Annotated in this window: 12 protein-coding genes and 1 riboswitch; of the genes, 10 read left to right on the forward strand and 2 right to left on the reverse strand. The window is 70.1% G+C overall.

Annotated elements, in window-relative coordinates; genetic code table 11:
• Positions 1-870: serine/threonine-protein kinase (locus tag ON30_RS11815; RefSeq protein ID WP_157183703.1), on the reverse strand; the 870-nt coding region annotated here is incomplete at its 3' end.
• An 85-nt stretch (positions 871-955) separates the two neighbouring features.
• Positions 956-1,105: a hypothetical protein gene (locus ON30_RS39045; RefSeq protein ID WP_157183704.1), complete on the reverse strand. Its 150-nt coding sequence runs from the start codon at positions 1,103-1,105 to the stop codon at positions 956-958.
• A 278-nt stretch (positions 1,106-1,383) separates the two neighbouring features.
• Between ON30_RS39045 and ON30_RS11820 the strand changes: the two genes are divergently transcribed.
• The 10 genes from ON30_RS11820 (at position 1,384) to ON30_RS11865 (ending at position 12,325) form a co-directional block, all read left to right on the forward strand.
• On the forward strand, positions 1,384-1,671 hold the full coding sequence (locus tag ON30_RS11820) for a hypothetical protein (RefSeq protein ID WP_174387467.1): 288 nt from the start codon (positions 1,384-1,386) through the stop codon (positions 1,669-1,671).
• A 117-nt stretch (positions 1,672-1,788) separates the two neighbouring features.
• The gene (locus ON30_RS11825) at positions 1,789-2,670 is read left to right on the forward strand and encodes a metal ABC transporter substrate-binding protein (RefSeq protein ID WP_245554008.1); all 882 of its coding nucleotides are present in this window, start codon (positions 1,789-1,791) and stop codon (positions 2,668-2,670) included.
• The gene (locus ON30_RS11830; protein ID WP_040706597.1) at positions 2,670-3,398 is read left to right on the forward strand and encodes a metal ABC transporter ATP-binding protein; all 729 of its coding nucleotides are present in this window, start codon (positions 2,670-2,672) and stop codon (positions 3,396-3,398) included. Before ON30_RS11825 ends, ON30_RS11830 begins: the two co-directional genes overlap by 1 nt.
• A gap of 22 nt (positions 3,399-3,420) precedes the next feature.
• Positions 3,421-4,287, forward strand: a complete 867-nt coding sequence (locus ON30_RS11835) for a metal ABC transporter permease (RefSeq protein WP_040706599.1) — start codon at positions 3,421-3,423, stop codon at positions 4,285-4,287.
• Positions 4,288-4,318: 31 nt separating this feature from the next.
• Positions 4,319-4,469: riboswitch (cobalamin riboswitch) on the forward strand.
• A 32-nt stretch (positions 4,470-4,501) separates the two neighbouring features.
• A complete protein-coding gene (locus tag ON30_RS11840) occupies positions 4,502-6,100 on the forward strand; it encodes an ABC transporter substrate-binding protein (protein ID WP_040706600.1) in 1,599 nt (532 codons plus the stop codon).
• A complete protein-coding gene (locus ON30_RS11845; RefSeq protein WP_040706602.1) occupies positions 6,097-7,071 on the forward strand; it encodes an ABC transporter permease in 975 nt (324 codons plus the stop codon). The genes ON30_RS11840 and ON30_RS11845 overlap by 4 nt, the downstream gene beginning before the upstream one ends.
• Positions 7,068-9,287, forward strand: coding sequence for an ABC transporter ATP-binding protein/permease (locus ON30_RS36060; protein WP_051029210.1), 2,220 nt, complete (start codon positions 7,068-7,070; stop codon positions 9,285-9,287). Before ON30_RS11845 ends, ON30_RS36060 begins: the two co-directional genes overlap by 4 nt.
• Before the next feature lie 64 nt (positions 9,288-9,351).
• Positions 9,352-9,909, forward strand: coding sequence for a MarR family winged helix-turn-helix transcriptional regulator (locus ON30_RS11855; protein WP_083911329.1), 558 nt, complete (start codon positions 9,352-9,354; stop codon positions 9,907-9,909).
• Between the two features lie 93 nt (positions 9,910-10,002).
• Positions 10,003-10,455: a DUF4254 domain-containing protein gene (locus ON30_RS11860; protein WP_051029211.1), complete on the forward strand. Its 453-nt coding sequence runs from the start codon at positions 10,003-10,005 to the stop codon at positions 10,453-10,455.
• A gap of 73 nt (positions 10,456-10,528) precedes the next feature.
• Positions 10,529-12,325 carry an acyl-CoA dehydrogenase gene (locus ON30_RS11865; protein WP_040706603.1) on the forward strand — a complete coding sequence of 599 codons (1,797 nt, stop codon included), beginning with the start codon at positions 10,529-10,531 and terminating at the stop codon, positions 12,323-12,325.
• Positions 12,326-12,551: the final 226 nt, after the last annotated feature.

The following is a 12,551-nucleotide window of genomic DNA, read 5'->3' on the forward strand; positions in this document are numbered from 1 at the left end:
CGGTGGCGGCGGCGCGGGCATCGTCGTGCCGCGCCCGGTGGCGGCCGCGAGCACCGCGCGCGCCAGTTCGCCGCAGTCGCGGAAGCGGTCCTCGGGGGCCTTGGCCAACGCGCGCGCCACCACCGCGTCGAAGGCCGCGGGCACCTCGGGATTGCGTTCGCTGGGACGGGGCGCCGCGCGGTAGAGGTGGCCGTGGATCAACTGCGCCGCATTACTTCCCGGATAGGGGATCTCGCCGGTCAGCATCTGGTAGAGCGTGCAGCCCAGCGAGTAGACGTCGGCGCGGCGATCCACCGCGGCCCCGAAATCCAATCGCTCGGGCGCGGTGTACTGGAAACTCGCGTAGACCTCGTTGGTCCTGGTCAGTCCGACGCTGTCCTCGAGCCCTTTGGCGATGCCGAAATCGGTGAGCAGCGCGCGTTCGGACGGTCCGCCGGTCAGCAGGATGTTGGCGGGCTTCACGTCGCGGTGCAGGATTCCGTTGTCGTGGGCGTGCTCGAGCGCCTCGGCCGCGGCCACCGTGATCCGCACCGCGCGTTCGGGGGTCAGCGGCCCGGCCGCCAGCACGGCCGACAGGTCGGTGCCCGCGACGTAGGCCATCGAGATCCATAGTTGCCCGTGCTCTTCGCCGCGCGCGTGGATGGTGACGATGTTCGGATGCGACAGGCGCGCCACGGTGTCGGCTTCGCGCTGGAAGCGCCTGCGGACGTCCGCGTCGTCGCCGACGGCGCGCGAGAGCACCTTCAGCGCGATGTGACGCGGCAACCCGCGATCGCGCGCGAGGTACACCTCGCCCATGCCGCCCGCCCCCAGCAGGCGTTCGATCCGGTATCCGGCGAAGACCTGCCCCGGCACCAGCGCTGACCCCACCGCGTCCTCCAGTTGTGCTGCTCGAGTTGACGATACGCGCACACGCGGCGCGACGAGCAGGGGTCGGGGTGCGGCGCCCCCGGTCTCAGGGGGTGGTCGGCCACTCCGGCGGTTCGGTCTCGCCGCGGTGGCGCAACTCGAACCAGTAGGTCGCCATGACCGTGATGTAGCAGGCCGCGGCCACCGCGGCGACGCTCAGGATGGTGAGTAGGAAGAAAACGGCGACGTTGTCCATGGTGCCCTCCCCGCAATAGGGTGCTCTACGGTGTCGACGGTGGGTGGGCGCTGCGTCGCGTCCGGATCGGAATCGACCCTTGGCACACTTCGTATCGTAGAGCGCCGCGTGGCTCACGGCATGTGCGGCGAGGTGTGAGTCCAGTCATGCGAATTCGGTGTGTCTGCGCCCGCGAATGATCTTGATGAGGTTCAATTGTTCCGGCTCTTCGAGTTCGCGCGTGCACTCGGTCTCGTCACTTCCTCTCTCTCGGTATCCCTCGTCGTCGATGAAGGAGCATGACAGTGAGCACGATCCTCTGCGCGCTACACGACACGGTCCTCGCGCAGGTCGGCAATCCGACTCCGGAGGCGCCGCCGCTGGCGGACAAACTGATGCAGATGGGCCGCTACTTCACCTGGCTGGTCCAGCTCTCCGGACTCACCGCGATCACCTACGGCGGCGGTCGCTTCGCCTGGGAGAAGTGGAACGGCGGCAGCTTGCAGTCGCCGAAGATGATCGCGGGCGCGATGGCGGGCGGCGCGGTGGCCACCAGCGCGGGAACGATCATGAATTCGGTCATCTGACCGGCGGGTGTGCCGGTACGAACTTGAAAGTTCGGTGACCCGAACTTATCATTCCGGTGCATGAGGGTTGGGCTCCACCGGATCGGCGCTGTCGCGACGCGTCGATCCGTCGCGGTGATGGCAGCGGTCGCGTTGGCGTTCGGAGTGTCCGGGTGCGGCGGCGTCGGGACCGACGACGACCGGCCCACGGTCCTGACCACCTTCACGGTGCTGGCCGACATCGCCCGCGAAGTATCCGCCGGGCATCTGAACGTGGAGTCGATCACCAAGGTCGGCGCCGAGATCCACGGCTACGAACCGACGCCGGGCGATATCAAGAAGGCCGCCAAGGCCGATCTGATCCTGGACAACGGCATGAATCTGGAAGCGTGGTTCGCCCGGTTCGTCGACGATGTCCGCGTCCCGCACGTGGTGGTCAGCGACGGCGTCGCGCCCATCGCCATCGGCGAGGACGCCTACAAGGGCAAACCCAATCCGCACGCGTGGATGTCACCGCTGAACGTGCTGATCTACGTCGACAACATGGTGCGCGCGTTCACCGACCTGAGCCCCGCCCACGGCGCGGACTTCCAGGCGGCGGGGGAGCGGTACAAGGCCCAGTTGCGCGGGGTGCACGACGAATTGGTCGACCGCGTCGCCGTATTGCCCGCCGATCAGCGGGCCCTGGTCAGCTGTGAGGGCGCGTTCTCCTACCTGGCCCGCGACGCCGGACTCACCGAGAAGTACATCTGGCCCGTCAACGCCGAACAGCAGGCCACGCCGCAGCAGATCGCCTCGGTGATCGACTTCGTGCGCGCCAAGCGGGTGCCCGCGGTGTTCTGCGAGTCGACGGTTTCCGACGCGCCGATGCGGCGCGTCGTGGAAGCGACCGGCACCGCCTTCGGCGGGGTGCTGTACGTGGATTCGCTGTCGGAGGCCGACGGCCCGGTCCCCAGTTATCTGGCCTTGATCCGGCACGACGCCGACACCATCGGCGCGGCGCTGACCGGGCGGCAGTGATGGGTGCGGCGATCGAGGTCGAGGGCGTCACGGTCCGATACGGCGAAGTGCTCGCGCTCGAGGGCGTCGACCTGCGCGTCGAGCCCGGCCGCGTCTGCGGTCTGGTGGGGATGAACGGGTCGGGGAAGTCGACGCTGTTCAAGACGGTGATGGGGTTGATCAGCCCCGACGCCGGCTCGGTGCGTGTCGACGGGACCACGCCCGCCGCCGCGCGCAAAGCGAACGTGCTCGGATACGTGCCGCAGAGCGAGGACGTCGACTGGAGTTTCCCGCTGTCGGTGCGCGATGTGGTGATGACCGGCCGCTACGGGCGGATGGGGTGGACCCGCCGTCCGCGCCGCGCCGACCGTGACGCGGTGGCCGAGGCGCTGGAGCGGGTCGAACTCGCCGATCTGGCCGACCGGCAGATCGGGCGGTTGTCCGGCGGCCAGCGCAAGCGCGCCTTCGTCGCCCGCGCCATCGCCCAGGGGGCCACCGTACTGCTGCTGGACGAACCGTTCGCCGGCGTCGACAAGCGGTCCGAGGCCGCGATCACGACGCTGCTGCGCCAACTCGCCGACGGAGGCGCGGCGGTGCTGGTGTCCACCCACGATCTGCACGCGCTGCCCGCGCTCGCCGACGAGGCCGTGCTGTTGATGAGATCGGTGCTGGCCCACGGCGACCCCGAGACGGTGTTGCGGCCGGAGAACCTGGCCGCCGCCTTCGGATTGGACGTGCTGAACCGATGAGCTCGACGAAAGAGGGACCGCGATGAGCCCGACCGAGATCCTCATCGATCCGCTGCGCTACGAATTCATGGTGCGCGCGCTGGCCACGACGGTGACGGCCGCGGTGGTGTGCGCGGTGCTGTCCTGCTGGCTGGTGCTCATCGGCTGGTCGCTGATGGGCGACGCCGTCTCGCACGCGGTGCTGCCGGGCGTGGTGCTGGCCTACATCGTCGGCGCGCCGTTCGCGGTGGGCGCGGTCGTGTTCGGTTTCCTGGCGGTGGCCCTGATCGGGGTGGTGCGCGAGACCAGTCGCATCAAGGAGGACGCCGCGATCGGCATCGTGTTCACCACGCTGTTCGCCTTCGGCCTGGTGTTGGTGTCGGTGACGCCCAGTCAGACCGATCTCAACCACATCGTGTTCGGCAATCTGCTCGGCGTCAGCACCGCGGATCTGATCCAGATCGTCGTGCTGGCGGCGATCACGCTGGCCGCGCTGATCCTCAAGCGCCGCGATTTCACCCTCTACGCCTTCGATCCCACGCACGCGCACGCCGTCGGACTCAATCCGCGCCTGCTCGGGACGGCGCTGCTCGGTCTGCTCGCGCTGACCGCCGTGGTGGCATTGCAGGCCGTGGGGGTGGTGCTGGTGGTGGCGATGCTGATCATCCCGGGCGCGACCGCCTACCTGCTCACCGACCGCATCCAGCGCATGCTGCTGATCGCGCCCGCGATCTCGGTGGTCGCGGCGGTGACGGGGCTGTACCTGAGCTATCACCTCGACACCGCCGCGGGCGCGATGGTCGTGGTGGTGCAGGGGATCGCGTTCACGCTGGTGTATCTGTTCGCGCCGGGGCAGGGCGTCCTCGGTCGCCGGATCGCCGCGGCCCGGCGTCGCGCGGTCGCCGCCTGAGCCTGCGTTCGCCCGCGGTTCGCGCGGGCAAGTAACGTCTGGGGCGGACGTAGGGAACACCGGTGCGAATCCGGGGCTGTCCCGCAACTGTCACCGAGGAGCAATCCGCCGATCTCGTCGCCACGACCTACCCGGGTTGGAAGGCGGGCGGTGCGCGTCGATCCGGGAGCCAGGACACCTGCGCCCGAACAGGGAACGCACCACGAGGATGGCAATGGACAACTCCACATCGACTGTGCCCGCGTTGCGGCGCAGGACTTTTCTGGCCGGCGCGGGCGTGCTCGGCTTGGCCGCGTTCGGCGGGGCCGGATTGCTCACCGGCTGCGGCACGACCGGCGATCCGGCGCGCGAACCCGCGGGGCCGCCGCAGACCGGTGGACGACTGCGCGCGGCCATCGCCGGCCGGTCGGCGAGCGCGGACGTGCTCGATCCGCACGAGGCGGGCAGTTCCGCGGGCGGCGCGGTGTCCAAGAACGTCTGGGACAAGCTGGTCGCCTACAACAACGACCTGACCCTGCGCTACCGACTGGCCGAATCGCTGACGCCGAACGCCGACGGCAGCGAATGGCGAATCGTGCTGCGGCCGAACGTGGTCTTCAGCGACGGCTCCCCGCTGACCTCGCGCGATGTGCTGTTCAGCTTCGAGCGGATGCTCGACCCCACGAAATCCTCCTCGGGGGATCTCGCGATGGTCGACATGACGCGCACCCGCGCCGACGGCGACCTGGCGGTGGTCGTGGCGATGAGAACCCCGCTGGCCGACTTCGGTTCGGTGCTCGCGGGCTGGTACTGCTACATCGTCAAGGCCGGGACCACAACGTTCGACGCGAAGACCCTGCCGGTGGGCACCGGTCCGTTCGCGCTGGCGACCTGGTCGCCGGGCGACCGCACGCTGCTGCGCCGCAACGAACGCTACTGGGACGGACCGGTCCACCTGGACGAGGTCGAGATCATCCAGATCGCCGAGACCGAGCCGCGGATGAACGCCTTCCTGTCCGGGGAAGCCGACGTCGTGCACGAGATGTCCTATCTCCAGGCCCGCACCCTGGAGTCGGACCCGGACACCCGGGTGATCGTCCCGCCCGCGGGTCTGATGGGCGCGTTCCAGATGCGGGTGGACTTCGCGCCGTTCGACGACGCGCGGGTGCGCCAGGCGATGCGGTTGGCGGTCGACCGGCAGGCCATGGTCGACACCGTCTACTACGGCTACGCCGAACTCGGCAACGACATCTACGGCAAAGGCGCGCCCTACTACGCCGATTCGCTGCCGCAGCGCGCCTACGATCCGGCGCGGGCGCGGGAGTTGTTGCGCGCGGCGGGCAAGGAGAACCTGACCGTCACCCTGCACACCGCCGACGGAATGCCGGGCATGGTCGAATCGGCCACGCTCTTCGCCGAACACGCCAAGGCGGCGGGCATCACGATCCGCCTGGAATCGGTGCCCGCCGACACCTACTTCTCGCAGATCTCCGGTAAGCAGCCGCTGACCCACATCGGTTGGTGGAACTACAGTCTGGACTATTTCTACGGCCAGACCATGACCAGCGGTTCGCCCAGCAACGGCACCGGTTGGAAGCGTCCGGCCTGGGACGCGAAGTTCGACAGGGCCAGGGCGGCCATGGACCCCGCGCAGCGCGGCGTGCTCTACCGCGAACTGCAAGAGGAACTCTGGGACGAGGGCGGCTACATCCTGCACAGCTTCGCCAAGCGGCCCGACGCCGCGCGCGGGCACGTCGGCGGGATGCGCGTCGGCGTGCCCGGCACCGACGACTGGGCCAACTACGCCACCACCTGGCTCGCGCGTCAGCCGTGATCCGCTACGTGGTGCGGCGCGGCGGCGCGGCGGCCCTGGTGCTGCTCGCCGTCGCGCTGGCGGTGTTCGGTCTGTTCGAGACCTTGGACTCCGACGCGGCGACGGTGCTGCTCTCGCGCGACGGCGGACGCACGCCGACGCCGGAACAAGTCGCGGCCCTGCGCGCCGAACTCGGCCTGGATCGGCCCGCGCCGGTGCGATTCGCCGAGTGGGCGGGCGATTTCGCGCACGGCGATCTGGGGACCTCGCTGCTGTCGGGTCGACCGGTGGCCGAGGTGCTGGTGTCGCGGTCGGCCAACAGCGCCGCCTTGGCGCTGATCACGGCGCTGGTGCTGATCCCGCTGGCGATCGGGCTCGGGTTGCTGGCCGGGGCGCGGGCGGGGTCGCGCACCGATCGCACGATCAGCGTGGCCGCGCTGACCGCCGAATCGGTGCCGTCGTTCGTCTCGGGCGTGTTGGTGGTGGCGGTGCTGTCACTGACGTTTCGACTGTTCCCGGCGGTGTCGCTGGTGCCGGCGGGGACGGCGGTGTGGTCGCGGCCGCAGGTGCTCGTCCTGCCTGTGCTGTGTCTGCTGATCGGGTTGTCGCCGCATCCGATCAGGATGGTGCGGGCCCAGACCGCACAGGTGATGGCCGCGCCCTACATCCGCACCGCCCGCGCCAACGGGATCGGCGGGTGGCGACTGCTGGTGCGCCACGTCGCGCCCAACGCCGTATCGGCCTCGATCCATCCGCTGGCGGGCGCGGTGGTCGGACTGCTCGGCGGGATCGCGGTGGTGGAGACGCTGTTCGTCTACCCCGGTCTGTCGCAGGAACTGTTGGCCGCGATCTCGGCGCGAGACTATCCGTTCGTCCAGTCGGCGGCGGTGCTGATGGCCGGTTTCGGGGTCGGGATCTACCTGATCGCGGACCTGCTGACGCTGCTGGCGGGTCCGCGGGCCCGGCAGGTCGTCGTGGCGGAGCGACGGTGAGGGCCGCGCGCCGAGGGTGGGCGCTGATCGCGCTCGCCGTGCTGGCGGTGGTGCTGCTCGGGCCGGTGTTCGCACCCTACGCGCCGACCGCGACCTCGGGTCCGCCGTTCCGCCCGCCGAGCGCGCACCATCTGCTCGGCACCGACGTGGTGGGCCGCGACGTGCTATCGCGGGTCCTGCACGGCGGGATCCCGCTGCTCTCGCTCGCCGGAGTGGCCTTGGCGGTCTCCTACGGTCTCGGGATCGGACTCGGACTGGCCGCGGGACTGCGTCGTCGGGCCGACCACTGGATCTCGCGCCCGGTCGACGCGATAGTCGTCGTGCCGTGGTTCCTGATGCTCGCGGTGATCGCGACCGCGTTCGGCGCGGGTCCGCTCGCGATCGTGATCACCGTCGCGCTGGCGTCGGTGCCCTGGATCATCCGCATCGTGCGCACCGCCGTGCTGGAAGTGGCCGCCACCGGCTACGTCGAATCCGCCCGCGCCCGCGGCGAACCGCTGTGGCGGTTGGCGCTGGTCGAGGTCCTGCCCGCGGTGCGACCGGTGCTGCTGGCCGACGCGGGCGTGCGGATCTCGATGACCGTCTCGATGGTCGCGGTGAGCGGATTCCTCGGACTCGGACTGCGTCCGCCTTCGGCGGACTGGGCGCTGATGATCACCGAGAACCGCCCGGGATTCGGCGCCCAACCGTGGTCGGTGCTCGCGCCCGCGCTGCTGATCATGGCACTGGTGGTGTCGGTCAACATGATCACCGACCGCACCCTCGCCGCGCCGCGACCGGTGCGGAACTGGTCCCCGACGCCGATGACGGGCGATCTCGGACTGCGCGTGGCGGACCTGTGGGTCGCCGACGCGGCGGGCGGGCCGCTGCTGGCCGACGTCTCGGTGTGCGTGCCGCGCGGCGCGGGATTGGCCGTGGTCGGACCGTCCGGGGCCGGCAAGAGCACTTTCGTCGCGGCCGTACTCGGCGCGCTCGCACCGGGACTGCGCGCGCGGGGCACGGTGGAAGTGGGGGTCGAGGCGGGAGCGCGCCGCACGGTCGGTTACGTCCCGCAGGACCCGGCGACCGGCCTGAATCCCGCGCTGCGCATCGGCACGGCGCTGGCCGAGATCACCCGCGCGCACGGCGGATCCGGCGACCGGGTCGCGGCGGCGCTGGACCGGGTCGGACTGCCGACCGATCGCCGTTTCCGACGCCGCTTTCCGCACGAACTGTCCGGCGGTCAGCAGCAGCGGGTCCTGTTGGCGATGGCGCTGGCGGGCGAGCCCGCCGTACTGGTCCTCGACGAACCGACCACCGGACTCGACCCGCGCACGCGCACCGACCTGCTGGACACGCTGACGGACATCCGCCGAACCGCGCGCGTCACGCTGATCGTGGTCACCCACGACCTCGCGGCGCTCGCGCCGCTGGTGGACGCGGTACTCGAACTCGACGCGGGCCGCGCGGTCGTTCGGGAGGTGAGTGAAACTGTCGCGCCGGCAACGTCATCGACCGATTCGACCGTGTGTGTCATCGATGGCGCGCCGGTCCTGACGGTGCGCGGGCTGACGGTCGGACACGGTCGCGGCAAGCGGTTCCGGCCGATCGCGACCGACCTGGACTGGACACTGCGACCGGGGGAGTGCCTGGCGCTGACCGGACGTTCCGGCGCGGGCAAGACCACGGTGGCGCGCGCGCTGGCCGGACTGCACCCGGTCGAGCGGGGAACCGTCGAACTCGACGGTCGGGCCGTGGACCCGCGGGTCGACCGGCGCACCCTCGCGCAGCGGCGCGCGATCCAACTGGTCTTCCAGAATCCGGCCACCTCGCTGCATCCCGCGTACCGGGTGGGCGTCCAGATCGCCCGGCCGCTGCGACTGCTGCGCGGTATGGACGCCGACGCGGCGGCCCGGGAGACCGAGCGACTGTTCGCGGCGGTGGGCCTGGAAACCGCTCTGGCGCGGCGTCGTCCGGACCAGCTTTCCGGCGGTCAGCAGCAGCGGGTGGCCGTGGCCAGGGCGCTCGCGGCCGGACCGCGGGTGCTGATCTGCGACGAGATCACCGCCTCGCTGGACGCCCGCTCGCGCGAGGCGGTGCTGGAACTGCTCGGCGACCTGCGCCGAGATGGACTGGCGCTGCTGGTGATCAGCCACCAGCAGGTGGTGTTGGACCGGCTCGCCGACCGGGTGCTGGCCCTGGATGACGCGTTCGAGACGGTGTTGGCCGGACAGTGACAGTGCGCGCGGTGTCGGCGCACGTAGACGCCACCGCGCGCGCTCGGATGCGTACAGTGCAGATATGCCCGAAGCGCATCCCACACCAGTGGTGCGTGTCGAAGCGGCCGCAACCGATACCGACCTGCTCTCGCTCGCCGCACAACTGTGTTTCTCCCTGTACTCGACCTCCCGCGCGATGACGGCCGCCTACCGGCCCTACCTGGACGCGATGGAGGTCACCTATCCGCAGTACCTCGCCCTGCTCGCGCTATGGGAGCGCCCGGGGATGACGATGAAGGAACTGGGCGAGCAACTACACCTGGACTACGGCACCGTCTCCCCGCTGATCCAGCGCCTGCAAGCCCGCGGCCTGGTCGACTCCGTGCGCAGCACCACCGATCGTCGGGCGGTGGAACTGTGCGCCACCGAAGCCGGTCGGGCGTTGCAGGATCGGGCCAAGGACATGATCGACGGCGTGATCGGCGCCCTCGACTGGCCGGTGGAAACCATCGTGGCGCTCCGTGACCAGGTCAACACCCTGGGCGCGCGGCTCGAGGCGATCGCGGCCGACCGCTGCGGTGACGCGGATTCGGCGACCGTGGGATCGGCCACAGTCGCGCAATCGGATTCGATGCGTTAGCCCCGGCGCACGGTGGTACTCCCCGGGAGACACCGTGCGCCGACGATGGGAGGGCTTCCGCCGATGCGAGCCGGCCGAAGTACGGTGCGTGCGGTGCTGCCGTCCAAGGACGAGCTGCTCGCCGCGCTGCGCGGACACTATCTGCTCGGTCCGCTGTGCGCGCAGGCGTACGGGCTGGCCGAGCTGCACCGGCAGCGCCGCGAGCGGCCCGGGGACACCGAGGAGATCGATTACCTGCGCGCCGAACTCCGGGCCGAGATCGATGACTGGGCGCGCTCGGCGCTGCCCGAGCCGCGCCCCGACGCGCGGGTGCTGCCGGAGAGCTTCGGCGTCGTCGTGGACCGGATGGCGGCGGCCTCCTCGCTGGCCTTCCACCTGCTCATGACCACCGATCCCGCCGGAGACGCGATGCACGCGGCCTGGACCCGGCTCGCCGAACTCGAGATCGCCTACGGTGAACTCTCCGATGCCCTCGAGGCCGGGTACCGCCGGTTGCCCGCACCCGTACCCGCACCTGACATACCCGAAACAAGCGGTCCCCGTTGACGACCCGCGCGCGGTAACGTACCCGGGGTGTTTCCGGGTGCGCCCGGATAGGTTTGTCGCGAGAGGATTGCCCGTGCGTTCCCAGTTGATCTCCCGCCGGGATCTGGACTTTCTGTTGTACGAATGGCTGCGGGTGGAGGAACTGACCGCGCGGCCGCGCTTCGGGGAGCACTCGCGCCAGACCTTCGACGGTTTCCTGGACCTGTGCGAGGACATGGCGGTGCGCCACTTCGCCCCGCACAACAAGCGCAACGACCGCGACGAACCGAGTTTCGACGGACAGCGGGTGACGGTGATCCCCGAGGTCAAGGCCGCGATCGAGGCGTTCGCCAAGGCCGATCTGCTCACCGCCGCGCTCGATGAGCGTTTCGGCGGAATGCAGTTGCCCACCACCGTGGAATCGGCCGGGCTGTGCTGGTTCCAGGCCGCCAACGCGGGAACCATGGCCTACCTGTTCCTGACCATCAGCGCCGCGAACCTGCTCATCGCCCACGGTGACGAGCAGCAGGTCGAACGGTTCGCCGGCCCCATGATCGAGGGCCGTTTCAGCGGCACCATGTGCCTGTCGGAACCGCAGGCGGGGTCCTCGCTGGCCGATATCGTCACCCGCGCCGAACCGCGTGCTGACGGCACGTACCGGATCTTCGGCTCGAAGATGTGGATCTCCGGCGGCGATCACGAGCTGACCGAGAACATCGTGCACCTGGTGCTGGCCAAGATCCCGGGCGGGCCGCCGGGAACCAAGGGCATCTCGCTGTTCCTGGTGCCCAAACACCTGCTCGCCGAGGACGGTTCGCTCGCCGAGCGCAACGACGTCGCCACGGCCGGACTCAACCACAAGATGGGCTATCGCGGGACGACCAACGCGGCGTTGAACTTCGGCGAGGGCGCGCACACCCCGGGCGGGGAGGCGGGCGCGATCGGCTATCTGATCGGCGAGCCGCATCGCGGGCTGTCCTACATGTTCCACATGATGAACGAGGCGCGGCTCGGGGTCGGGCTGGGCGCGACCGCGCTGGGCTACACCGGCTACCTCAAGGCCCTCGACTACGCCCGCGACCGCGCGCAGGGCAGGCCGCTGGGTTCGAAAGACGCCGCCGCGCCGCAGGTTCCGATCATCGCGCACGCCGACGTGAAGCGGATGCTGCTGGCCCAGAAGTCCTACGTCGAGGGCGCGCTGGCGCTGCTGCTGTGGTGCAACCGGCTGGTCGATCTGAAGCAGACCGCCGACGATCCGCAGGACGCGCGCCGCCACGGCATGCTGCTCGAGATCCTGACCGGCGTGGCCAAGAGTTGGCCCTCGCAGTGGTGCCTGGAGGCCAACAGCCTGGCCATGCAGGTGCACGGCGGCTACGGCTACACCCGCGAATACGATCTCGAACAGCACTACCGCGACAACCGCCTCAATCCGATCCACGAGGGCACCCACGGCATCCAGGGGCTGGATCTGCTGGGGCGCAAGGTGGTTCAGCACAACGGCGCGAATCTCGGCGCGCTCGCGGAGGTGGTGGGCGCGACGATCGCGCGCGCGAAGGGCGCGGGCGGCGAGCTCGCCGAGCACGGCGCGGCGCTCGAGGCGGTCTGGAACCGGGTGCTCACCGTGACCGCGTCGATGTTCGCGGCGGGCGACCCGGTGGCGGCGATGGCCAATTCCACGATCTACCTCGAGGCGTTCGGCCACACCGTGATCGCCTGGATCTGGCTCGAGCAGGCCCTCGCCGCGCACGGCCGCGAGGGCGACTTCTACGAAGGCAAACGCGCGGCGACCCGCTACTTCTACCGCTACGAACTGCCCAGGACCGGACCGCAGTTGGACCTGCTGGCATCGCTGGACCGCACCACCTTGGAGATGGACGAGAACTGGTTCTGAGCCGTCGCCGGATCAGCGCGTCCGACCGGCCCGGGCGGCGCCGTGATCTCGACCGCGGACCCGGCGTAGGGAGAACGGTCACCGAAGGCATCCGGCCGTGGTAGGAGCACCGCGCATCGGCCGAGGTCGCGACCGCGGGCGCCGCGCTCGGCGGTATTCGAATCGTCGTGATCGGAAAGCGCGGGCAGTCGCACCGGTGGCGTATATCGCCTCCGTCGAGCCATCG

It is taken from the genome of Nocardia takedensis NBRC 100417, assembly GCF_000308695.1.
GTDB classification, from domain to species: domain Bacteria; phylum Actinomycetota; class Actinomycetes; order Mycobacteriales; family Mycobacteriaceae; genus Nocardia; species Nocardia takedensis.

Bases quoted from the DNA above. Each gene is read 5' to 3' on its own strand.
- ON30_RS39045 (WP_157183704.1), bottom strand. From the start codon at position 1,105: ATGGACAACGTCGCCGTTTTCTTCCTACTCACCATCCTGAGCGTCGCC.
- ON30_RS11820 (WP_174387467.1), top strand. From the start codon at position 1,384: ATGACAGTGAGCACGATCCTCTGCGCGCTACACGACACGGTCCTCGCG.
- ON30_RS11825 (WP_245554008.1), top strand. From the start codon at position 1,789: ATGGCAGCGGTCGCGTTGGCGTTCGGAGTGTCCGGGTGCGGCGGCGTC.
- ON30_RS11830 (WP_040706597.1), top strand. From the start codon at position 2,670: ATGGGTGCGGCGATCGAGGTCGAGGGCGTCACGGTCCGATACGGCGAA.
- ON30_RS11835 (WP_040706599.1), top strand. From the start codon at position 3,421: ATGAGCCCGACCGAGATCCTCATCGATCCGCTGCGCTACGAATTCATG.
- ON30_RS11840 (WP_040706600.1), top strand. From the start codon at position 4,502: ATGGACAACTCCACATCGACTGTGCCCGCGTTGCGGCGCAGGACTTTT.
- ON30_RS11855 (WP_083911329.1), top strand. From the start codon at position 9,352: ATGCCCGAAGCGCATCCCACACCAGTGGTGCGTGTCGAAGCGGCCGCA.